Origin of the sequence: Kitasatospora sp. NPDC094028 (genome assembly GCF_049543595.1) — a bacterium.
Lineage (GTDB): Bacteria > Actinomycetota > Actinomycetes > Streptomycetales > Streptomycetaceae > Kitasatospora.
Genome location: NZ_JBMVFA010000047.1, coordinates 1 through 21,562, shown reverse-complemented (window position 1 = coordinate 21,562; position 21,562 = coordinate 1). Strand labels below are relative to the sequence as shown.

Annotated in this window: 23 protein-coding genes and 3 pseudogenes; 15 read left to right on the top strand and 11 right to left on the bottom strand. The window is 70.2% G+C overall.

What is annotated here, in order from left to right; translation table 11 throughout:
• Nucleotides 1-360: 360 nt before the first annotated feature.
• Nucleotides 361-1,806, bottom strand: a complete 1,446-nt coding sequence (locus ACPC54_RS38545; RefSeq protein ID WP_498971784.1) for an amidase — start codon at nt 1,804-1,806, stop codon at nt 361-363.
• A 144-nt stretch (nt 1,807-1,950) separates the two neighbouring features.
• On the opposite strand from ACPC54_RS38545, the gene ACPC54_RS38540 reads away from it, so the two are divergent.
• A complete protein-coding gene (locus ACPC54_RS38540) occupies nt 1,951-2,568 on the top strand; it encodes a TetR/AcrR family transcriptional regulator (RefSeq protein WP_498971782.1) in 618 nt (205 codons plus the stop codon).
• A 341-nt stretch (nt 2,569-2,909) separates the two neighbouring features.
• Here ACPC54_RS38540 and ACPC54_RS38535 read toward each other — a convergent pair whose 3' ends face one another.
• Nucleotides 2,910-4,421, bottom strand: coding sequence for an MFS transporter (locus tag ACPC54_RS38535; protein ID WP_498971780.1), 1,512 nt, complete (start codon nt 4,419-4,421; stop codon nt 2,910-2,912).
• A gap of 177 nt (nt 4,422-4,598) precedes the next feature.
• Between ACPC54_RS38535 and ACPC54_RS38530 the strand changes: the two genes are divergently transcribed.
• Together ACPC54_RS38530 and ACPC54_RS38525 are read left to right on the top strand one after the other, a co-directional pair.
• Complete coding sequence (locus tag ACPC54_RS38530; protein ID WP_498971778.1) at nt 4,599-5,243, top strand: TetR/AcrR family transcriptional regulator; 645 nt, start codon at nt 4,599-4,601, stop codon at nt 5,241-5,243.
• Nucleotides 5,244-5,399: 156 nt separating this feature from the next.
• Complete coding sequence (locus ACPC54_RS38525) at nt 5,400-5,855, top strand: recombinase family protein (RefSeq protein ID WP_498971776.1); 456 nt, start codon at nt 5,400-5,402, stop codon at nt 5,853-5,855.
• On the opposite strand, the gene ACPC54_RS38520 is transcribed toward ACPC54_RS38525, so the two are convergent.
• From ACPC54_RS38520 to ACPC54_RS38505, 4 genes and pseudogenes are all read right to left on the bottom strand, one after another.
• Nucleotides 5,845-6,801, bottom strand: coding sequence for an NmrA/HSCARG family protein (locus tag ACPC54_RS38520; RefSeq protein WP_498971774.1), 957 nt, complete (start codon nt 6,799-6,801; stop codon nt 5,845-5,847). The two genes, ACPC54_RS38525 and ACPC54_RS38520, sit on opposite strands and share 11 nt — an antisense overlap.
• Before the next feature lie 159 nt (nt 6,802-6,960).
• The gene (grpE, locus tag ACPC54_RS38515) at nt 6,961-7,659 is read right to left on the bottom strand and encodes a nucleotide exchange factor GrpE (protein ID WP_498971772.1); all 699 of its coding nucleotides are present in this window, start codon (nt 7,657-7,659) and stop codon (nt 6,961-6,963) included.
• Nucleotides 7,656-9,509, bottom strand: coding sequence for a molecular chaperone DnaK (gene dnaK / locus ACPC54_RS38510; protein WP_498971770.1), 1,854 nt, complete (start codon nt 9,507-9,509; stop codon nt 7,656-7,658). Before dnaK ends, grpE begins: the two co-directional genes overlap by 4 nt.
• Before the next feature lie 357 nt (nt 9,510-9,866).
• Nucleotides 9,867-10,268: pseudogene (locus ACPC54_RS38505) on the bottom strand (Hsp20/alpha crystallin family protein).
• A 195-nt stretch (nt 10,269-10,463) separates the two neighbouring features.
• Between ACPC54_RS38505 and ACPC54_RS38500 the strand changes: the two are divergent.
• Both ACPC54_RS38500 and ACPC54_RS38495 read left to right on the top strand, forming a co-directional pair.
• Nucleotides 10,464-10,952 carry a J domain-containing protein gene (locus tag ACPC54_RS38500; protein ID WP_498971768.1) on the top strand — a complete coding sequence of 163 codons (489 nt, stop codon included), beginning with the start codon at nt 10,464-10,466 and terminating at the stop codon, nt 10,950-10,952.
• A complete protein-coding gene (locus tag ACPC54_RS38495; RefSeq protein ID WP_498971766.1) occupies nt 10,943-11,275 on the top strand; it encodes an STAS domain-containing protein in 333 nt (110 codons plus the stop codon). Before ACPC54_RS38500 ends, ACPC54_RS38495 begins: the two co-directional genes overlap by 10 nt.
• 129 nt (nt 11,276-11,404) lie before the next feature.
• Here the strand turns inward: ACPC54_RS38495 and ACPC54_RS38490 are convergent, their stop codons facing one another.
• Nucleotides 11,405-11,875 carry a hypothetical protein gene (locus ACPC54_RS38490; protein ID WP_498971764.1) on the bottom strand — a complete coding sequence of 157 codons (471 nt, stop codon included), beginning with the start codon at nt 11,873-11,875 and terminating at the stop codon, nt 11,405-11,407.
• A 4-nt stretch (nt 11,876-11,879) separates the two neighbouring features.
• Nucleotides 11,880-12,296 carry a hypothetical protein gene (locus ACPC54_RS38485; protein ID WP_498971762.1) on the bottom strand — a complete coding sequence of 139 codons (417 nt, stop codon included), beginning with the start codon at nt 12,294-12,296 and terminating at the stop codon, nt 11,880-11,882.
• Nucleotides 12,297-12,718: 422 nt separating this feature from the next.
• Between ACPC54_RS38485 and ACPC54_RS38480 the strand changes: the two genes are divergently transcribed.
• The 9 genes and pseudogenes from ACPC54_RS38480 to ACPC54_RS38440 all read left to right on the top strand — a co-directional run bounded on the left by ACPC54_RS38480 (nt 12,719) and on the right by ACPC54_RS38440 (nt 18,567).
• Nucleotides 12,719-12,913, top strand: coding sequence for a hypothetical protein (locus tag ACPC54_RS38480; RefSeq protein WP_498971760.1), 195 nt, complete (start codon nt 12,719-12,721; stop codon nt 12,911-12,913).
• 277 nt (nt 12,914-13,190) lie between these two features.
• Nucleotides 13,191-13,292: pseudogene (locus tag ACPC54_RS38475) on the top strand (nicotinamidase); the annotation flags it as partial.
• A 138-nt stretch (nt 13,293-13,430) separates the two neighbouring features.
• Nucleotides 13,431-13,649, top strand: a complete 219-nt coding sequence (locus ACPC54_RS38470; RefSeq protein ID WP_498971758.1) for a hypothetical protein — start codon at nt 13,431-13,433, stop codon at nt 13,647-13,649.
• 285 nt (nt 13,650-13,934) lie between these two features.
• Nucleotides 13,935-14,375 carry an NUDIX hydrolase gene (locus ACPC54_RS38465; protein ID WP_498971756.1) on the top strand — a complete coding sequence of 147 codons (441 nt, stop codon included), beginning with the start codon at nt 13,935-13,937 and terminating at the stop codon, nt 14,373-14,375.
• The gene (locus ACPC54_RS38460) at nt 14,372-14,959 is read left to right on the top strand and encodes an AAA family ATPase (protein ID WP_498971754.1); all 588 of its coding nucleotides are present in this window, start codon (nt 14,372-14,374) and stop codon (nt 14,957-14,959) included. Before ACPC54_RS38465 ends, ACPC54_RS38460 begins: the two co-directional genes overlap by 4 nt.
• A gap of 65 nt (nt 14,960-15,024) precedes the next feature.
• Nucleotides 15,025-15,513, top strand: a complete 489-nt coding sequence (locus ACPC54_RS38455; protein WP_498971752.1) for an NUDIX domain-containing protein — start codon at nt 15,025-15,027, stop codon at nt 15,511-15,513.
• Between the two features lie 131 nt (nt 15,514-15,644).
• On the top strand, nt 15,645-17,639 hold the full coding sequence (locus tag ACPC54_RS38450; protein WP_498971750.1) for an ABC transporter ATP-binding protein: 1,995 nt from the start codon (nt 15,645-15,647) through the stop codon (nt 17,637-17,639).
• Between the two features lie 65 nt (nt 17,640-17,704).
• On the top strand, nt 17,705-18,055 hold the full coding sequence (locus tag ACPC54_RS38445) for a Scr1 family TA system antitoxin-like transcriptional regulator (protein ID WP_498971748.1): 351 nt from the start codon (nt 17,705-17,707) through the stop codon (nt 18,053-18,055).
• Nucleotides 18,056-18,207: 152 nt separating this feature from the next.
• The gene (locus ACPC54_RS38440; protein ID WP_498971746.1) at nt 18,208-18,567 is read left to right on the top strand and encodes a nuclear transport factor 2 family protein; all 360 of its coding nucleotides are present in this window, start codon (nt 18,208-18,210) and stop codon (nt 18,565-18,567) included.
• A gap of 62 nt (nt 18,568-18,629) precedes the next feature.
• Here the strand turns inward: ACPC54_RS38440 and ACPC54_RS38435 are convergent.
• The 3 genes and pseudogenes from ACPC54_RS38435 to ACPC54_RS38425 form a co-directional block, all read right to left on the bottom strand.
• A pseudogene (locus tag ACPC54_RS38435) lies at nt 18,630-18,850 on the bottom strand (IS630 family transposase); the annotation flags it as partial.
• A 73-nt stretch (nt 18,851-18,923) separates the two neighbouring features.
• Complete coding sequence (locus ACPC54_RS38430) at nt 18,924-19,571, bottom strand: LysE family translocator (protein ID WP_498971837.1); 648 nt, start codon at nt 19,569-19,571, stop codon at nt 18,924-18,926.
• Between the two features lie 17 nt (nt 19,572-19,588).
• On the bottom strand, nt 19,589-20,332 hold the full coding sequence (locus ACPC54_RS38425; RefSeq protein ID WP_498971744.1) for a metallophosphoesterase: 744 nt from the start codon (nt 20,330-20,332) through the stop codon (nt 19,589-19,591).
• A 91-nt stretch (nt 20,333-20,423) separates the two neighbouring features.
• Here ACPC54_RS38425 and ACPC54_RS38420 point away from each other — a divergent pair, with 91 nt between their 5' ends.
• Nucleotides 20,424-21,095, top strand: coding sequence for an ABATE domain-containing protein (locus tag ACPC54_RS38420; protein WP_498971742.1), 672 nt, complete (start codon nt 20,424-20,426; stop codon nt 21,093-21,095).
• Nucleotides 21,096-21,562: the final 467 nt, after the last annotated feature.

Genomic DNA, 21,562 nt, shown 5'->3' with positions numbered 1-21,562 from the left:
GGCGTATGACCTTTCGCTGTTCAGGCATGGTGTGCGGGGTTGGGCGGCAGGGCTTCGGCGTCGGGTTGTCGAGGTCGGAACGGAGTGTGTGACGCCGCTGGGGTTGCTGAAAGAGCGTCGGGAGGCCGCCCGATTACTGGTGGAGGATCTGGCCGTAGCGACCCGCGGGCGTCGAACCGGTGGTTGTGCCGATTGGAGAGGGCGTCCACGGGCCCACCGGCTGGTCCACGCGTGGCACGATGAGGGGAGGCTCTTCAAGTCTTCTCTTGAACTCCCCCGGCGTTTGCGGGTCAGCCGGCATCCTTCTGCGGCGGCGGTTACCTGGTCGTCCGGAGCCGTGCGGGCAGGGCCCGGCGGGTGTCAGGCAGGGCGGCCCGACCAGATGGTGGGGGTTCGCTGCGCCCAGGGTGCGGCCCGCTCCAGCTGTCCGGCGAGGCGGAAGAGGAGGTCCTCGCGTCCGTATCCCGCGGCGAACTGGATGCCGATGGGGAGTCCGGTGGCGGGGTCGGTCTCCAGGGGGACGGACATGGCGGGAGTGCCCGCGATGTTGATCGCGGCGGTGAAGGGCGAGCGGTGGAAAAGCTGCTTCAGCCAGCCGAGACCGTCTGCGCCCTCCGCGCCTTCGGCGTACGTGCCCAGCGGGACGGGCAGTTCGGGCAGGGTCGGGGTGAGCAGGAGGTCGTGGTCGGTGAAGTACCGGCCGATCCCGCGGCTGACGACGTTGCGCATGGCGAGCGCGCGGACGAACTCGGCGCCGCTGACCCGCTGTCCGTAGGTGTAGCTGGCGAGGATCTCCGGTTCGAGGGTAGTGAGGTCGACGGGCCGTCCGGTGGCCGCGGCGAGGTCGTCGATCCAGGTCACCAGATTGGTGCTCCACAGGCGGGCGTTCGCGAGGGCGAAGTCGTCCCAGTCGAGGCCGAGGTCGAGGTGGACCTCCTGGACCCGGTGGCCCAGGGCCTCGGCGAGCCGGGCGGAGCGGACGGCGGCGTCGGTGACGGTGGCGTCGACGGCCCGACCGCCCCAGGGCCGGGTGAGGAGGCCGATCCGCAGGGAGCCGGGGGCGCGGGTGACCTCCTGGGCGTAGGGCCGCTCGGGCAGCGGGGCGGTGTACGGATCGCCGGCCTCGGGTCCGTGGACGAGGTCGAGCAGCGCGGCGCTGTCGCGGACCGAGCGGCTGAGCGCGCCGTGGACGGCGAGCCCGTTGAACACCTCGTCCGTATCGGGACCCATGGGTATCCGGCCGCGGGTCGGCTTCAGCCCGAACAGACCGTTGGCGGCGGCGGGGACGCGGATGGAGCCCGCCGCGTCGGTGGCGTGCGCGATCGGGACGATGCCGGCCGCGACGGCGGCTCCCGATCCGCCGCTGGAGCCGCCGGGGCTGCGGGCCGGGTCCCACGGGTTGCGGGTGGCCCCGTACAGGAGGCCTTCGGTGGTGGTGCTGTAGGCGAACTCCGGCGTGGCCGTGCGGCCGAGGGTCACCAGTCCGGCGCGACGGAAGCGCGTCATGAGCGTGGAGTCGGAGTCGGCGGTGTTTCCGGTGGCGAGTCGGCTGCCCATTTCCGTGCGCCGGCCGGCCATCGCGACGGCGAGGTCCTTGATGAGGAACGGGACCCCCGCCAGGGGTGTACTGCCGGGAGCCGGCGTGTCCTGTGCGGGCCAGGTCTCGACGACGGCGTTGATCTTCGGGTTCACGGTCTCGCAGGCCAGCAGGGCGGTCGAGGCGAGTTCGGCGGCGCTCACGTGGCGGCGGGCCACCAGATCGGCCAGGCCGACGCCGTCGTAGGTCACGTACTCGGAGAGCTTCATCGCATCCGTCCGGGGAGAGGGCACCAATGGGAAACGATACCGATCAGTATCTGATGAGACCGATCGGTATCGTGCGGGACTGGTCGGTACCGTAGCATCGATGTCAGGCGGCGCGACGCCCCGCCGCACCGACGAGGGGCCCGTATGACGAACACGGACAGAGCCGGCAGGCAGAGCAGGGTGGCCACGCTGCCGCCCCGGGAGCGGATCCTCGACGCGGCGGAGGAGCTCTTCGCCCGCGAGGGGATCAAGGCCGTCGGCGTCCAGGCCATCGCCGACCGGGCCGGGACCACCAAGATGGCGCTCTACCGACACTTCGCGACCAAGGACGCACTGGTCGAGGAGTGGCTGCGCATCCTGGCCGCCGACTACACCGCCGCCTTCGACCGGCTGGCGGACGCACACCCCGACGAGCCCCGGGCGCAGATCCTGGGGATCGCCCGCTTCATCGCCGACGGCCTTCCCGGGATCTCCCACCGGGGGTGCCCGTTCATCAACTCCGTGGCGGAACTGCCCGACCGCGCCCACCCGGCGCGCCGGCTCATCGAAGCCCACAAGGCCGGCCAGCTGCGCCGCCTCACCGACCTGTGCGTCCGGGCCGGACTGCCGGACCCGGACGAGACGGCAGCGGAACTCACCTTCATCCTCGAAGGAGCCCAGGTGAGCACCCAGAACGGGAGCGTTGAGCACGCGGGCGAGCGGCTCATGAGGATCGTCGGAGCCATCCTGGACCGCCACCCGGCCTCCGGGGCCGCCCGGTGAGGAGGCGCGTCGTGGAGCGGTGCCGGACGTACGCCATGGTCGTCCGTTCCGAGGGGCGGTCGGGCAGTCGCCGGGGCGTCGAGCGAGATTCGGCGCACGGATTCTGAGCTGCTAGGAAGCGATCGCAAACCCGTCGCGAGGCTTGGAATTAGCACGAGTGTTACCGGGTTCCCGATTCGGGTGACCTCGGTGTTGTCGCCGCATGAAGACAGGGTCTCTGTGCAGCTTGGAGGTTGTCGGCACCGAATGCGCAAGGAGGCCCTGTTGTCGCTTCTGAATGCCGTCGCCGCGGTCGGCGGCAACTCCGTTCCCTCAAGGAAGTCCGCCCGGTCGCCGGTCCGTTACGAACGCTGCCGAGGTACACGGGCGGACGGTCCGGGGCGTTCCTTGAGAAACATCGACAGCACGGCTGGAATGACCATGACGCAGGCGGCGATCGCGAACACCGTGTGGGTCGAGGAGACGATCGCCTCCAGTGCGGCGTGCTTCTGCTCCGGGCTCAGTGCGGGCAGGGCCGCTGTGTTCAGCCGGCCGTTCGCGTCGGCGGCGCCCGCCGCGCTGCTGAGCTTCGAGGCGAGCTCGCGGTTGAGTACGGTGCCGAACATCGCGAGGCCGGCCGAGGCGCCGAGCTGCTGGGCGAACCGCACCGAGGTGGTGGCCACACCGAGGTTCTCGGGATCGACCGCGCTCTGGGTGATCATCAGGCCGATGCCCAGGCACAGCCCCAGGCCGAGGCCTAGCAGGAACAGTCCGAAGCTCAGGAACCAGAGCGAGGTGTCGGTCCCCAGATTGCTGAAGATCACCATCGCGCCGGCGACCAGCAGGTGGCCGGCGAGCAGTTGGTACCGGTACCGACCGGCCATCTTGACCATGGCCTTGCCGGAGAGCACGCCCACGATGATCATGCCGATGGCCATGGGGAGGAACAGCAGGCCGGCGCTGGTCGGGGTCATCCCCCGGGCCTCCTGGAGGTAGCCGGCCATGTACGCCACCGAGCCCGCGAGACCGATGCCGCCGAAGAAGCCGAGCGGCACCATGATGCGGAAGACCGGGTTGCGCAGCAGCGCCAGCGTGAAGATCGGCTCCTCCGCGGTCGTCTGGCGCCAGAGGAAGGCGGCGAGCAGGACCACCGCGGCGATGCCCAGACCCTCGATGGTCGGCGAGGTCCACGCGTAGTCCTTGCCGCCCCACTGGGAGATCATCAGCAGCGCGCTCGCGGCCGCGGCGATGAGGCCGGCGCCCAGGAAATCGATGCGGCGCTTGACCGGTGTCACCGGGAGCCGGACCAGCAGCACGGACGTGACGAACGCGGCGACGCCCAGCGGGATGTTGATGTAGAAGACCCAGCGCCAGTTCAGGTGGTTGGCGACCAGCCCGCCGGCGGCCGGGCCCAGCACGATGCCCAGGCCCACCATGATCCCGCCCATGCCGGCCCTGCCCGAGTCCTCCTGCTCCTCGGCCTGTCCCGGTCGGACCAGGAGCCCGAGGACCACCATGGTCACGGACATCAGTCCGCCGCCGCCCACGCCCTGCAGGGCCCGGAAGGCGATCAGCTCGGCCATGTTCTGCGCGAGGCCGCACAGGATGGACCCCGTCAGGAAGATGCCGAGCGCGAGCAGGTAGATGCGCTTGGCGCCGTAGACGTCGGCCAGCTTCCCGTACAGCGGGAGCACGATGCAGTCGGCCAGCGTGTAGGCGGTCAGCAGCCAGGGGAGATGGTCCACGCCGCGCAGCGGATCGAGGTCCTTGACCATCGTCCACGACACCGCGCTGACGATGTTCTGGTCGAGCAGCCCCAGCAGCAGGGTGGCGAAGCAGCCGACCACCGCGACCACGACGTGCTTTCGACTCATCGGCGGATCCGCGCCTTCCCCGCAAGGCGCCCCCACCATGGTGATCCCGCTCATCCCGTCCCCTCCTCCAGGGCCTGGACGCGCCATGGCGACCGCCTGGGAGAATTCTTATAGTGACTATAACGCTTATGTCAATCAAACTTTGTAGCGATATAAGCTATGTGGTATCTTGACGGCATGAGCAACGGGAGCGGCGGCCTGCGGGAGCGAAAGAAGCGGCAGACACGGCGTGCCATCTCCGAGGCGGCTATCTCGCTGTTCCTGGAGCGCGGCTTCGACAACGTCCCTGTCTCCGACGTCGCGGCAGCGGCCGACGTCTCGACGATGACGGTGTTCAACCACTTCCCGACCAAGGAAGACCTGGTCCTGCACCGGTTCGAGGACCACTTCGACGACACCGTCGCGATCGTCCTCGCCCGGGACCCCGGCGAGTCCGCGCTCGGCGCCCTGCGCCGGCACTTCCTGGCCGGGCTGGACCGGCGCGACGTCGTCACCGGCCTCAACGACGACGAGCACGTCCTCGCCTTCCACCGCATGGTCCTCGCCGCACCGAGCCTGCGGCTGCGCGTGCTGGAGCAGGCCACCCGCACAGTGGACGCGCTCGCCGCCGCGCTCGCGGAGCAGACCGGAACCGGCCCGCGCGACATCACGGCGCGTACGGCGGCGACCCAGCTGTGCGGCGTGCAGAACGAGTTGGTCCGGGAGAACGTCCGACGGCTCGCGGCCGGCGAAACGGCCGACGCGGTCCATCCGGACGCCGTCGCCGCCGCGCAGCAGGCGTTCGCCCTGTTGGAACACGGCCTCGGCGCCTACTGCACGTGATCGGCGGCAGCGTTCATCTATCGACCGATTCCCGAACAAGATCGGCAGCCGGCCGTTCCGGCCCCGCCGAGGCCCAGAACATGTCCGAGAAACGGTGTCAGAAAGTCGGTGTGCTCAAGAAATTCGGCGGCACCGATTTCGGCACACTCCCCGACCATGCGGCCGCCCCCAGAGCCCGTCGACGACGACCTGCTCGCCCCCGTCCCCGCCATCCGGACCGGTGCCCTCGTTGGCTACGCGCGCGTGTCCACCAAGGGACAGCTGCTCGATAGGCAGATCCACGCCCTCACGGAGGCCGGGTGTATCCGGATCTTCGCCGACAAGAAGTCCGGCAAGAACACCGAACGCGTCCTCACGGTCCGTGACCTCGCGGAAGTCCTCGTACCAGGGGCCGATGGCATGGAGGTACCAGGTCTGGTGGCGGCAAATCAGGTCGCCGTTGTCCTGCCGGATCTCGGCGGCCAGTCGCGTGTCGCACACCGGCGCTGTCACGATGAGGCGTTGGGGCCGCTGGTTGCGAATCGCGCGTACCGCTGCATCTGTCCTCTCCTCCGGCCGTGCTCGACGCCGCAGCGGCCTGCCTGGCGCGATCGCGGTCCGCTCAGGCGCTGAGGGCGGTGCGCAACTGGTCGTGGTGGGCTGTGAGCCAGGTGGCGAAGTCCTGGAGCAGGGGGTTGAGTTCGCGGGCTGCGTCCAGGTCTCGGGCGTGGGTGAAGTGCTCCTCGCATTCGGCGTAGTACTGGAACATGTTTCCGGCCTCGTCGGCGCCGGGGAAGTCGAGTTCACGGTAGGCGTCGGGGGTCATCGGCAGGTATTGGACGGGTTCGCCGAGGGCTTCGGTGATGGCCTTGGCCATGTCGGTGAGCGTCAGGTGCTCGCCGGCGATGCTGACGGTGGCGCCGATGAGGTCGGTGCCTCGCTTGAGGATCGCCAGGGCGGTGCGGCCGATGTCCTCGACGGCGATACCGGACAGGCGGCTGGTGCCCATCGGCAGCGACAGTTCGAGGACGCCGTTGGCGCCGCGGTGAGGGGCGAAGGGGCCAAGCAGGTTCTCCCAGTAGAACGTGGTGCGCAGGAAGGTCGTCGGGAGACCGGCGTCGGTGAAGTAGTGGTCGGCTTCGGCCTTGGCGTCGAAGTGCGGGACCTTGTAACGCTCCTGCAGCGTGGGCATGCGGTCGTCGTCCAGTGGGATGCACTCGCGTGTGTCCTCCAGGGTGGACCAGATCGCGTGCTGGATACCGGCGTGGCCGGCCGCGGCGGCCAGGGCGGCGGCCTGTGCCTTCTCGCGCTCGGCGGACATGTGCTCCCAGAAGTTGGTCACCAGGTAGGCGCCGTACGCTCCGTCGAAGGCGGGCGGGAGGCTTGTCCGATCGTCCATGTCGGCCCGTACCACTTCGGCGCCGAGCCGCTCCAGTTCCTTGGCGCGGTCCGACTCCGGGGTGCGGGTCACGGCGCGGACCGCGAACTCGCCGTTCTCGTCGGCGAGGATCGCCCGGGCCAGCGCACCGCCCTGGGAGCCGGTGGCACCGAACACGGTGATGGTCTTCTTCTCCGTCATGGGCTTCTCCCTCTCTGGTGTCCGCCGGACCGGGACGATGCCCGGCTCGTGGACGGCGACGGCGTCCGCCCGCGGCGGAATCCGGTTCCGCCTATTCGCGTGTGCTCCGTACGGGCCCGGGAAAACGGGCAGGCCGCACGGAGGCGTGGACCGCGTGTCCTATGCCGAGTCGGTGCGATCGGACACGGAAGTGCTCGTGCTCTGCCGGTCCGGGGCGGGCGGTTGTTCGACTGCCACCTGCGCCGGGCGCAGCAGGATCTCGCCGAGCCGGTAGCCGGATCGCAGGATGTGTGTGCAGGTGGGGTGGTCGACGTGGTCCGATTCGGTCGAGGTGAGTGCTTCGTGGCATTCGGGGTCGAAGGGTTCGCCCTCCGTGCCCAGGGTTTCGAGTCCGAGCGAGGCCAGCTGGATCTGCAGGCGGTTGGCGACGGCTTCGAAGCCGGCTGCGGCGTCGTCGTGGGCGCGGGCCTGGTCGATGGTGTCGAGGACAGGCAACAGGGTGCGGACGGCTTCGGCCACGGCGGCTTCGCCGATCGCGAGGCGTTCGCGCTGGACGCGCCTGCGGTAGTTGTCGTACTCGGCCTTCACACGTTGCAGATCCTGGGTGCGTTCGGCCAGCGCGGCCCGTAGCGCCTCGCCGCCGGTCTCTTCGGGCGCCTGGCCGCGGGGGGCGGCACCGCCGGCCAGCAGGGCACTGTCGGTGCCGCCAGGGTGCTCCCGTCCCCGGGGGTCGGTCGGCGGCTTCGTGCCGGCATCACGCAGTTGCAGGGTGTCGGGGTCGATGCGCCGCTTGTCGTGGATGACCACCTGAGGGCGCTGGTCCTCGGCGTTCTTGCTGGGCCTGGATGGCGTGGTCATGCGGCGCCTCCCTTGCGCTCGTCCTCGTCCACGATCTCGGCGTCCACGACCTCCTCTTCCGAGCCTTGCGGGCCGGTCGCACCGCCGCCTGGCGCACCGGGGGCGGTCTGGGCGTAGATGGCCTGGCCCAGTTTCTGGCTGACCTGGGCGACCTTCTCGCTCGCCGCGCGGATCGCGCCGGTGTCCTCGCCCTTGAGACTGTCTCTCAGCTCCGCCAGGGCCGCCTCCACCTCGCTCTTCACCTCGGCCGGGACCTTGTCCTGGTTGTCGCTGAGGAACTTCTCGGTGGTGTAGGCGAGTTGCTCGCCCTGGTTGCGGGTCTCGGCCGTCTCCTTGCGGCGGCGGTCCTCCTCGGCGTGCTGCTCGGCCTCGCGGATCATGCGGTCGATGTCGTCCTTGGGCAGGGAGGATCCGCCGGTGACGGTCATCTTCTGCTCCTTGCCGGTGCCGAGGTCCTTCGCGCCGACATGCATGATGCCGTTGGCGTCGATGTCGAAGGTGACCTCGACCTGCGGCACCCCGCGCGGGGCCGGGGCGATGCCGGTCAGCTCGAACATGCCGAGCTTCTTGTTGTACGCGGCGATCTCCCGCTCGCCCTGGTAGACCTGCACGGTCACCGAGGGCTGGTTGTCCTCGGCGGTGGTGAAGACCTCCGAACGCCGGGTCGGGATTGTGGTGTTGCGCTCGATGAGCTTGGTCATGATGCCGCCCTTGGTCTCGATGCCCAGGGACAGCGGGGTGACGTCCAACAGCAGGACGTCCTTGACCTCGCCCTTCAGCACGCCCGCCTGCAGCGCGGCGCCGACGGCGACGACCTCGTCCGGGTTGACGCCCTTGTGCGGGTCCTTGCCGGTGAGCTTCTTCACCAGGTCGGTGACGGCCGGCATCCGGGTCGAGCCGCCGACCAGGATCACGTGATCGACATCCTTGACCTCGATCCTGGCGTCCTTCACGGCCTGGTGGAACGGGCCCTCGCAGCGCTCCAGCAGGTCGGCGGTCAGCTGCTGGAACTGGGCGCGGGTGAGCTTCTCGTCCAGGTGCAGGGCGCCCTCGGCGGAGGCGGTGATGTAGGGCAGGTTGATCGTGGTCTCCGTGGCGGCGGACAGCTCGACCTTCGCCTTCTCGGCGGCCTCGCGCAGGCGCTGCGCGGCCATCTTGTCCTTGGACAGGTCGATGCCGTAGCCGTTGTTGAACTGCTTGACCAGGTGGTCGACGATCCGCTGGTCCCAGTCGTCACCGCCGAGGTGGGTGTCGCCGGAGGTGGCCTTCACCTCCACCACGCCCTCGCCGATCTCCAGCAGCGACACGTCGAAGGTGCCGCCGCCGAGGTCGAAGACCAGCACCGTCTGGTCGTTCTCCTTGTCCAGGCCGTACGCGAGCGCGGCGGAAGTCGGCTCGTTGATGATCCGCGCCACCTTCAGGCCCGCGATCTCACCCGCCTCCTTCGTAGCCGTGCGCTGGGAATCGTTGAAGTACGCGGGCACGGTGATCACCGCGTCCGTCACGTCCTCACCCAGGTAGGACTCGGCGTCCCGCTTCAGCTTCTGCAGCACCCGCGCCGAGATCTCCTGCGCGGTGTAGCGCTTGCCGTTCACGTCCCCCTTCTCCGGGAAACGCCAGTCACTCTCGCCCATGTGCCGCTTCACCGACCGGGCCGTGCGGTCCACGTTGGTGACCGCCTGCCGCTTGGCGACCTCGCCGACCAGCACCTCACCGCCCTTGCCGAAGGCCACCACCGACGGGGTGGTGCGCGCTCCCTCGGCGTTGGCGATGACGATGGGCTCGCCGCCTTCCAGCACGCAGACCACCGAGTTCGTCGTCCCCAGGTCGATACCGACTGCGCGTGCCATCGCCGGCCTCCTCTCCTGCTGTCCCTCCCCATCTTGCCTCAGTGGGAGGAAGGAAACTTGAGTCCCATAGGGTCAAGAATAAGTCGAGGACCGCGGGTGGAGGAAATCTGTAACGTGGAAGAGAGGTTTCGAGCGGCGAGGTGAGGTCTCGGTGGTGGAGCTTCCCATTGACCCGGCGCCACGGGCCGGGCTTGTCGGCGACTTCCTGGCCGCCCGGCGATCGGGACGGCAGGCCACGGATTTGAGCCGGCGCCGAACGCCACGCCGCCGAGCAGGCCGTGCCTTGCCCCTGATCGCGGACCAGCCCTGGCGCGGGGGTCCGCCAGGAACCGAGCGCCAGGGCTGCGGGTGCGCTGATCAGCTGGTGATCTGCTTCTTCTCGCTGTCGCTCGTGATCTCGATTCTCCGGGGCTTGGCCTGTTCCGCCACCGGGATGCGGATCGTGAGCACACCGGCGTCGCAGTCGGCGTCGATCCTGTCGGATTCGAGGGTGTCGCCGAGGAACAGCTGCCGGCTGAAGACGCCGTAAGGCCGTTCGGCGACGACCATCTCGCGGTCTTCGACCTCCGGGCCGGGCCGCTCGGCCTTGACCGTCAGGACGTTCTGCTCGACGTTCAGGTCGATGCTGTCGGGAGCGGGAAGGTCCCGTCGCCCTCGTAGGCGTCCATCGGCATCGCCGCTGGCCGGGCCGTGGTGCCCAGCAGCTGCTGGGGTGAGCCGGTCGAGCTCGCGGAAGGGATCGGTGCGCATCAGCATCATCAGTCACTCTCCCCAATCGGTCGGTGACACTGCCGGGCTCTCTCGCGGGAGCCGCTCTCACACCCCCATTCAGGGCATCTTGACAAGCGCCTGCCAAGGTTCTATGCAGGTCGATGAGGAGGTTCTGCTCTGCCCCAGGCCGGGTTCGCCCGGGCTGAGCACGGGCGTCCGGGCAAGCCGAGGAGGTGGGCTGCCATGACCGGTGCGCGACCGTGGCGGGATCACTACGCGGTGCTGGGAGTCGAGCCCTCGGCGTCCGCGCAGCAGATCACCTCGGCCTATCGGGCTCAGGTCCGCCTGCTGCACCCGGATTCCCGCCCACCCAGGTCTGCCGGGCCGGGACCGGCCGAACAACTCGGCGACGTGATAGCCGCGTACGAGGTCCTGCACGACCCCGGACTGCGCGCCGCCTACGACGCCGAACGCGACGCTGGCCGCCACCCCCCTCTGGCCGACAGCACCGCCGGTCGTGCGGCCGGGGTGCGGGTGCCGGTGCGTGTGGTCCCGGCGACCGGTGACTCGGCCGGGGCCGCACCGGCCGTCCGGGTCCGCGGTGGGCGTGGGTGGCCGTCCGGCCCCGCGGTGCGGGTCGGTTCGGTGGGGGTCGAGCCCTGCGCTCGCTCCATGCCGCTGAGCCTCTGGGAGTGGATGAACCGGTTGTGGGAGGTGGACCCATGGCTGTGAACGACAGCAAGTTCCGCACTGCCGTCGCCAGGTGGGACGGCCGGGCCACCGTCACCGTCACCGGAGAGATCGACCTTGCCACCGCTCCCGAGCTCGAGATCCGCCTGAAAGACTGCCTCTCGCGCGGGCCCGATCACGTGGAACTGGACTTCTCCGGGGTGACGTTCTGCGACTGCGCGGGCGTGGACGTACTCGAACGCGCCCACCGCGAAGCAAGGGGGGCGGGCATCGGCCTGAAGGTCACCGGCGTGCGTGCCCCGATCGTCGCACGGGTCTTCGATCTTGTCGGCCCGGACGGCCTGGTCAAGCCGGTACAGCACTGACACCCGACCCGCCGTCTCGCACCGACGGGCATGGCACGGCGCCGTGATGCGGCCCGTTCCCGGCACACCGGGAACGGGCCGCATCCAGGTCACAGCACGGGAATCGCGCCATGCCGCGCGGGCAGGTGCTCAGGCGTGGGCCGGAATGCGCGCCCGCGGGCCGCCTGGCCGGGCCAGCGGCTTCTCGGGCTCTGGCGCCGCCCCGGCGGCTCCCTCATCGTGCTCCTCTGCCGCGACCGCGGCCCGGCTCGTCGCCGTGCGCAGTTCGGCCACCGTTTGCGGCGCCTCGATCGAGTGGACCGCGACGCGCGTGAACGGCGAGGGCCGACGCAGGTCGACGCTCACCACCACGTCCGTGAAGGGACGCAGGGCCACGAAGTCCCGGCCACCAGGATGCCGCCACACCCCCAGGCACAGCCTGCCGGGGACCAGCAGGCCACTCTCGCGAACTCCGCGGACAACCCTCCACGGCTGCCTGGTGATCGTGACCTTCTCCACCGCCGTCAGCGGCACCCGGACCGGCCCCGACCGCGTCACGAGCCGCTCCCACCAGCGCAACCGGACCACCAAGTCCGCGCCTTCGACCATCAGCCTCGCCATCAACTCACACCCCCTCTCCCGCGTCAGCGTCGACCTTCACCCCGCCACCCTCTGCATCAGGCGCTCCGAGCCGCGCCGGCTGGGTATGGGCCCGCGCGTCGAGCGGCGGCGCACCGTGCCGCTCCGGCCGGTGACCCGGGGCGTCGACAATCGCTTGACGCGGTGTGCCGACCGGGCCCGGCGGTGTCGGAATCGGCCGGCGGGCGAGAATGCGTCCCACCCAGCGGCGCCCGCACTCGGGGCAGGGCGGCGCTCCCTGGGGGGTGTAGGGCGAGTCCACCGCTATGCCGTCGCGGGAGAAGTACTCCCAGTCCCGTCCGTCGTCATCGCGGTAGTGCTGGACGTCGTAGTCCATGCTCCACTGGTGCCAGCAGTGGCCGCAGGTGAACTCCACGCGTTCCAGGGCCAGTTCCGTGATCACTGTCGACACCTCCTTCGTCGACGCGGCTCACCATCCGGCTCAGGCGGCCGCCGCAGCGGCGCGGCACCCGGCCGCCCGTCCGGACGGCACTCATCACATCTGTCCGTATACCTCCAAACTGGCCTCGACACAACTGCGGAACGAGGTTTCCTTGAATCGGACGTGCAGGTTGTCTCCCCAAGCAGGGGGAATGCCGGCGTGCGTAAACAGGTTGCCCTGATGGCAACGCGGAGTTGCAGCGGCGCGCTCCGGCGGCTCTCCCCCGCTCCTGCCCGGCCTGGGTGCCGGACCGTTCCGCGCCGGCTGTCTCCAGCGGCTGTGACGACAACGAGGCGGCACGCAGCCGGCAGGGATTCCGGCTGGTGGCACCGCCCGGCGCGCGCAGTACCGCATCACGATCCTTGAGCGAAGGAGACTCGACCATGGCTGAAGGAAAGATCGAGGTCTGGTATTCGGAGGCCGGAGAGGGATGCATCCGGGATGCCGCAGGCGACGTACTGGACTTTTCCTTGGATGACCTCTTGAATCCCGACGAGTCCCAGGCTTTGCGCCAAGGGGACAGGGTCGAATACAGAGTCGAGGAAGCCACGCATGCGACCGCGGTCGAGAAGGTCTGACCCACCGCGCGACGGATCGCCGGGGCACCGTCACCCGAGGATCATCACCGGCTCTACCTGGCCAAGGTGATCGACCTGTTCTCGCGCCGCCTGCTCGGCGACGCGATCGGCGTTCATCGCTGGAGGCGACCGGGACCCCGGGGATGGCGCCTCCCCCGCTTGCCGTCGTCCATTCCATGGGGCCACGCCGGACCCACACCACCTCATGCTGATGCCCTGGCACAACGATCAAGGAGGGCGGTCGCGATCACAGGGAAGCGACAGAAGGATGATTCCCATGCATCGAGCACTGATCGTCGTGGATGTACAGAACGACTTCTGCGAGGGCGGGAGCCTGGCGGTCACCGGCGGCTCCGAGGTGGCCGCCGCTGCTGCCGAGTGACGACCGAACGTCGCGTCGCGGCCGGCGGCACCGTCATGTTCCTGTACCGGCACCAGCCCACCTGTCCGTGGGCACTCCGATAGCACCGTAGGCCCGATCGGGAGAGCGGCGGGATCGCCCCGCCCGCCCCGCCCGGTGCACACGAGCCGTCGTAGGTCGTGGTCCTGGGTCGCCAGCGGCATCGCCCAGTGCACTGCCGAAATCGGCGCCACTCTCCACGAAGCCGAGCAGTACGCCGCCGCCGAACCCGAGCTCACCCGTACGGTCGAGCTCTACGTCGACCTCGACGACCGGCGCGGTGCCGGCCCTGCCGAGCGCCTCCGGAGCCGGATCACAGCCCTGGCGGAGGCGTGAACGCCCGCCTCCCGCCGTGCATGGCTCGATTGTCGGTCCCCCGTGGCACACTTCCCTGTTCGACCAGCAACCGCCTTATCAGTATGACGAGTTGGGGCCGTTCACCGGATCGTGTGGCTTCTGCCGCGACACGCCGACGCGGCCCCGCCGGTCCGCCTACGGTGGGACACCTACCGACGCACTCACGTACGACAAACGATCACCAGTTTGATCGCAGCTTCGCCATGCCCTGAACCGGCCGCGCTCCCGCATCGGTTCCCTCACCTCCTGGGAAGGAGAACTCCCTTGTCGCACAACCTGGTTGTCGGAGTGCACCTGGTCCTGATCGAGAACGGCCGGGTGCTGCTCGGACAGCGCGCCAACACCACGTTCGCCGATCAGCACTGGCACGCTCCAGCCGGCCACCTCGAAGCGGGAGAGTCCGTGCTTGCCGGCATGGTCCGCGAGGCCGACGAGGAACTCGGCATCACCATCCGGGAGGAGGACCTCGACCTGGTGCACACCCTCCACCACCTCGACGCCGACGACGGTGCCGGACGCCTCCAGCTGTTCTTCACCGCCCGCGCGTACGCCGGGAGGATCACCAACCGCGAGCCGGACAAGTGCACCGCCCTGCGCTTCTGGCCGTTGGACGGGCTTCCGGAGCCGATCGTCGGCTACACCGCCGACGCGCTCGCGCAGATCGCCGCCGGCCGCCCGCTGTCCGTCGTCGGCTGGCCGGCATGAGCACCACGAGCCACCCGGCGCGACCGACCGCCGGGGCGCCCGTGGGCAACACGGAGACTCGCCTCGTGGTCGTCCGGGGAAACTCGGCGTCGGGCAAGTCGTCGGTGGCTGCGGGAATCCGTGACCGGTTCGGCCGGGGCCTGGCCGTGGTCGCCCAGGACAACCTGCGCCGCACCGTCCTGCGCGAGCAGGACCGGCCCGGCGGCGCGAACATCGGCCTGATCGACACCGTGGCACGGTACGCACTGGGCGCCGGCTACCACGTCGTCATCGAAGGCATCCTGTGCGCAGACCACTACGGCGACATGCTCACGCAGCTGGTGGACGACCATCGCGGCGTCACCCGCTGCTACTACCTCGACATCCCGATCGACGAGACGCTGGTCCGCCACGCCTCGAAAACCGATCCCGAGTACCTGGCGGCGGCCGTCACCGAGCAGGATCTGCGCGACTGGTACCGCGAGCACGACGTACTTCCCGGCGGGATCGAGACCGTCATCGGCTGCGACAGCACCCTCCGCGACACGGTCGAGCGCATCATGCACGAAACCGCGCTCTCGGAGTTGCCCCCACGCGACGCCTAGAAGCAGTCGCCCCACCGTCGCGTCCCCTCCCTTGCCCCTTCAACCTTCACCCAGGAGCACCCCTGATGCACGAGACGAGCAGGCTGTCGGCCGGCGTCATCGCCCACGACCTGAGCACCGACCGGATCGCCACCGTCCACTACGCGCAGCGCAGTTGGACCCCGGGCCCGGCGTGGACGATCCCCGGCGGGAAGGTCGACCCCGGGGAGGACATCGCCCACGCTGCCGCCCGGGAACTGCGTGAGGAAGCCGGGCTCATCGCCCGGCCGTGCGACCTGCGCCTGGTGCACACCATCCAGGCCAAGGAGGGCTGGGACGGGCGCGGCGGGTTCGTGCTGTTCGTCTTCGCCACCAGCAAGTTCACGGGCGAGCTGGTCAACGTCGAGCCGGACAAGCACCTGGAGGTGCGGTGGCACCCCGCCGCCGCCGTCCTGCCCAGCCCGGCGTTCCCGACCTCCAAGGCCGCGGTGGAGGCGTACCTGGCCGGCGGGCCCGCCTTCTCCACCCACGGCTTCGACCTCGCCTCCGGCGGGCGGCAGCTCGTCGAGACGTGACCGGCGCCCGGCCGGCACCGTGGCGGCCGGTTCGCCCGTGGCCGGTCCGTACCGGCTGCCCCGCGGCTACGCCGGGCTCTGACGGCACCGGCGTCCGACCACCGCGATCCCCCATCTGCGAAAGGGAGTATGTGACCAGCGCACCCGAGACCTCGACGGACCCGGTACCGGACAGCGAGCAGCTGCTGTTCGGCGGGCCGATGCGCTACGACTACGGCTGGGCCAAGCACGAGATGGCCAGCGGCAAGGTGACGTTCTGGGCGGTGGCGCGGCAGATGCCGGGTTTCCTGCGCCTGGCCGGGCGGATGGCCTGGGACGCCGACCGCGCGGCGCTGGTGACCCTGGTCGGCGCCGAGTTGCTGCGCGGCCTGGCGGCGGCCGTCGCGCTGATCGCCACCAACCACGCGCTGACGGCCCTGCTCGCTGCCGGCGAGGTCGCCGACGTGCTGCGGGCTGCGACACCGGCGATCGTGGCGGTCGGGGTGATCGCGGGCCTGTCCTCGGTGCTGTCCGCGGCCTCGGGCTGGGCGGGCGAGCGCCTCAAGCCGGCGGTCTTCCGCCAGGCCACGATCGAGTTCCTCGGCATCGTCAGCCGCTCCGAGCTGGAGGCCATCGAGGACCCGGCGTTCCTCGCCGAGGTGGACAGCGCCCGCTGGGGCGCGATGTCGCTGCAGAGCATCATCGGCCAGGCCACCTCCGTCCTCACCGCCACCTTCGGCCTCGTCTCCGCCGCCGGCGTCCTGTCCGTCCTCCACCCCGCCCTGCTGCCCATGCTGGTGCTGATCGCCGCCCCGCGGGGATGGGGCGCGGTGCGCACCGCCCGGCGCCACTACGCCTCCGCCCGGGCCTGGCTCCAGCACAACCGGGCCAGCACCCTGCTCGCGGACATGCTGATCCGCCCCTACTCCGCGGCCGAGCAGCGGGTGCACGCCGCCGGGCCGTTCATCCTCCACCACTACGAGCAGATGGCCCGCGCCGCCGAACAGGAACAGGCCCGCCTCGCCGGAGCGAAGGCCCGCACCGACCTGCTCGCCGCCGCCCTGGCCGGCGCCGCCACCCTCGGCGCGTTCGCCCTCCTCGGCTCGCTCGTCATGAACGGCACGATCCCGCTCGCCGCCGCCGGCACCGCCGTGGTCGCCATCCGCACCGGCACCGCGAGCATCGGCGGCCTCGTCTCCCAGATCAACGGCCTGTACGAGGAGAGCCTGTTCGTCCGCGACCTCGACCAGCTACGACGCGAAGGCCACCGCCGCGCCATCCCCACCGGCGGTACACCGCTGCCCGAACGCCCCGAGACGATCACCGTCGAGGACGTCTCCTTCACCTACGACGGCCGCGACACCCCCGCGCTCGACCAGGTCACCCTCACCATCCCGCGGGGCAAGGTCGTCGCCCTGGTGGGAGCCAACGGTTCGGGCAAGTCCACCCTCGCCAACATCCTGTGCGGGGTCTACCAGCCGCACCGCGGCCGCGTCCGCTGGGACGGCATCGACACCGCGACCGCCGACCGCGACCAGCTCTTCAGCAGCGTCGCCCTGCTCGCCCAGAACTTCCAACGCTGGTCCTTCACCCTGCGCGCCAACCTGCTCCTCGGCCGCCCCGAAGTCCCCTGCGACCAGCGGCAGCTGGAGACCGCCGCCGACTACGCCGACCTCCACCCGGTGATCGAAGAGCTGCCCCGCAGCTGGGACACCCTCGTCGCCAAGGGCTTCGAAGGCGGCGTCGGCCTCTCCGGCGGCCAATGGCAGAAGGTCGCCCTCGCCCGCACCCACCTGCGCCTGACCACCCCCGACGCCCACGGCCGGCTCCCCGCCCTCGTGGTCGTCGACGAACCGACGTCCGCGATGGACCCGGAAACCGAGGTCGAGGCGTTCGAGCAGATCCGCCAGCTCACCTCCCTCGGCGTCACCGTCATCCTCATCACCCACCGCCTCGGCGCCACCGCCAAGGCCGACCGCATCTTCGTCCTCGACCACGGCCGCCTCGTGGAACAGGGGAGCCACTCCGAGCTGATGGCCCGGGAACCGGCCACGCGCTACCGCGAGTCGTACCTACTCCAGGCTGCCCAGTACGACCTCGGCGACCGCCTGCCCCACCAGAGCGCGCCGACGACCGCCGGTGCCTGACCCGTTCGCTCGGTCGTCCCCGATCCGAGCCGATCCGAGCCGATCCGACCAGCAGGGAGCAGCCAGTGAGTGCACCGACCCCGTCCGAGACACCGCAGCCGTCCGCCATCCCTTCGTGGGACGACCTGCTGGAGCGCGGCACCGAACACATCCAGCGCGCCTTCCACGAACTCACCGCCGCCACCAGCGACTACGCCGGGCACAGCCCCGACCTCATCTGGGGCAACTTGCAGACTCCCGCGTACGCGCAGGAGGTCCTGCGCATGGTCGCCCAACTGCACCAGCTCCCTGACGACTCGGCGGCTGGCGCGGCCGAGCGCACCGCCCGCGCCCGCTACCTCGGGCAGGACGGCCGGACCTACCACGTCCTGCTCGGGGAGCAGGCCCTGTTGACCGGTATCGGCGGACCGGGGTGATGCGCGCCCAGCTGGAGCACCTGCTGGCCGCCCTCGACACGCCGGGCCTGCGGCTGGGGATCATCCCGGCTCGGCCATCGTCGGCGCCGAACACGTCATCGATGGCGGCACCACCCCCACCGTCTGAACCCGCCACCACCCCAAGGAGCGTCATGCACGACAACCAGCCCCGAACCAGCAGCCCGGACACCCTGCCCGAGGTGATCACCCGCTATCTGGCAGCGCACCGCGCCCACGACATTGCCACCGCAATCACGGCGTTCACCCGCGAAGCCACAGTGATCGACGACGGCAACACCTACGAGGGCACCCAGGCGATCGGGAAGTGGCTCGACCGATCGGCCACCGAATTCACCTACACCATCCGCCTCACCGGCGCCCAGCAGACCGACGCAACCCGCTACACCGCCACCCACCACCTCGAGGGCAACTTCCCCGGCGGGAGCATCGATCTGCGTTACCAGTTCACACTCCGCGACGGTCTCATCGAACGCCTCGTCATCGAACCCTGAGTCCCTGCCAGCGCCACCCGTTGCCGCCTCAGGCGAGAAGCCCCGATCGCCCCGCAATCTCGGATCGGCGCGCCGTCTGCCGGGCAGCTCGGATCGACTTCAGCGCGGCCAGCGTGTTCGCGGCACCTTTCCTGCGGTGGTTGACGCCCCACAGGGTGTCGTCACCGTTTGAGTAGCAGCCGTGGAAATAGCGCACCCCGTGGGTGCGGTGGTAGGTGCCGGGCAGCCGGTCGGGGCGGCACTGTGCGGCCCAGCCAGAGCCCGCGACGGGTCTGATCCCGAGCTACATGGAGGCAACGAGCAGATGAGAGTGGCGGCCGCAGGCGGTGCCGTCGGGCTCGGAGTCCAATGGCCGGTCAAGGGGTGGCCGCAGCCCGTAGCCCGAGGGCGACCAGGATGGTGCCAGTGAGTCGCCTGAGTGGTGCGCGCATTGTGGCCGAGCTGAGTGTGGCTGCCGCAGTGCCGATCACTACCGTCCAGACCAGCAGCCAGGCTGCGACCAGCAGCACCTGCGCGGTGGCGAGCAACAGGACCTGCGGCAGGACGGGCTGACGGGGTGTGAGGAACTGCGGCGTCAGGGTCAGAAAGATCGATGCAGCCTTCGGGTTGAGCACATTGCCGAGCAGTGCTTGCTGGTAGGCGGAGTGCCCAGTCCAGGGCAGTTGCCGCCGGCGTTGGGACTGGGTGCCCCTGTCGCTGCGGCGGGTGGCGCCGGCTGTCCGCCAGGTCCATAGGCCCAGCCCGACCAGGTAGATCGCGCCGACCAGCCGGACTGCGGTGAAGGCCTGGCTTGAGCGCATGACCAGTGCGGAGAGCCCCAGCCCGGCCAGCGTCGCATGGACGTAGAGGCCGGTAACGGTCCCGAGTATGACTGGCGAGGCCGCGCGCCGCCCGCTGCCGCCCACCCGTTGCGCGAGTAGGGCAAGGCTCGTGCCTGGGGTGGCGATCAGCGGGAACACTGCCACGAGGTAGCTGATGACGGCCTTGAGCGGCAGCGGGCCCATGTGGTCGGACAGTTCCGTCACGGCAGCACCGCGCGGAAGTGCGTGGTCAGCCGGTGCCGCTCGTCGAGAACATGAAAGGCGATCCCCGGCGGCTGGTCGCGGTCCGCCGGCTCATCGCCCTCCCAGGGAAGGCGCAGGGTCCAGGTGACCGCAGGGCCGACCAGCAACGGCCGACCGGCGAAGCTGGAGACCGCGGCGGTGTGGGCGTGCCCGGTGATGACGGCGACCACTTCGGGATGTCCGGCCAACAGGGTGGCGAAGTCCTGGTCGTTCTGCAACGTGTAGGAGTCGGGAAGCGGGTGGTGCAGGGTCACCGGCGGGTGGTGAAAGCCGATCAGCGCGGGGGTGCCAGCGGGCAGCCTGCCCAGCGAATCGGCCAGCCAGCTCATGGTGTCCTGGTCCAACAGGCCCTCGTCCTTGCCAGGGATACTGGAGTCGCACATCAGGATCGCGGTGCCGCCGATCCGGTGCAGGCGGTTCACCGGGCCGTCCGCCGTCGCTTCGCCGAGCAGCCCGGCGCGCATCGGCCCGCGGGCGTCGTGGTTGCCCGGGCAGGTCAACACCGGGAAGGGCGCGGCCAGGAGCTGCGCGGCTTCCTGGTACTCGGCCGGCGCCCCGTGGTCGGCGATGTCGCCGGTGACCAGTAGCGCGTCAACCGGTGTCGGTAGGGCCCGCAGGTAGTCCATGACACGGGCGGCGCGTTCGCGCGCTCGCTCGGTGCCGTCCAGATGGAGATCGCTGATCTGTGCGAGCAGGACCATGGTGTGGCGCACCCCTCCGAGTTGCTAACGGTAAATGAGTCTCTATCCGTTAAGGACGGTAGAGTATCGCCGACGCGGTAATCAAGAGCGCATGAGAGGCGGAAGGACCGTGGCAACGAGTCGGTACCTGGCCCTGGAACTGGCGAGCACCATCCGTCATGACGGCGACGGCGGGGTGGCAGACGAACTCACCTCGGTTGGCGGCCTGACCTCCTGGGTCGCGGCCCACGAGGAACTACTGGCAGCAGAGGGGTTCCCGGCAGCTGGAACGGACGCTGCGGTGACGGCCGCCGGATCCGCTGCCGGCTTCATCGCCGATGAGGCGATCTGGACCCAGGCGCTAGCTGTACGAGCCGCGCTACGCGCCCTGTTGGCCCGGGCGGTCAGTCCGGCGCCGCCCAGCCGAGCCGATGCGGACCGCCTGCCCCCGGCCGACCAGGCCCTGTCCCGACTGAACACAGCCGCCGCCCGCTGCCCGGTGATCCCTCGGCTCCACTGGCCCGCGGACACCGCACCCGTCGCGCGCCTGCACCCCGCCACCCCCAGCTCGCCGGCCGATCTGCCGGCTGCGCTCGCCCGCGCAGCGATCGCCTTCCTGAGCAGCCCCGACCTGCCCCGGCTGCGCGCCTGCACCGCCCCCCGCTGTGTCCGCTACTTCCTCAAGGAGCACGGGCGTCAGGAGTTCTGCAAGGCATCCTGCAGCAACCGCGCCCGCGCCGCTCGCCACTACCAGCGCCACCACGCAGCGCCCGCTGCTGGCTGACTCCATCCGAGCGTCAGGAGCCACCCGGCTACCGAAACGGCCAGTACCGCCCTCACGCCGCGCAGACCGACCTGCCCGACTCCGGACGGCTGACCGGCGCCAAGGGCGAAGCGATCACCACCGCCTGGGCCGACGTACTGCATTGGGAGGCGATGATCGCCGTACGTCGCGACCTCGACGTCCCCGTCGCCCTCCGCGGCCTGCCGAGCCCCCAGTTGCCGAAGCCCGCCGACGTCGTCGAGAATCCGGGCCCGTGGTGACCGGTGCCATGCCGGACCCGATCAGGGCCGCCTTCGCGCACCCCGACGACGCAGAACTGTGGGCCTGCGCCACCAGGTTGGACCCGCCCTGTGACGCGCCAACTGCCCTACCAGGCTGACCGCATGACCGATGAGGCGGGACGGGTCGAGCCGTCCGGGGTGTGGGCCACGGCCGTGGGCGTGGCCAGGGTGCGGGCGATGGAGACG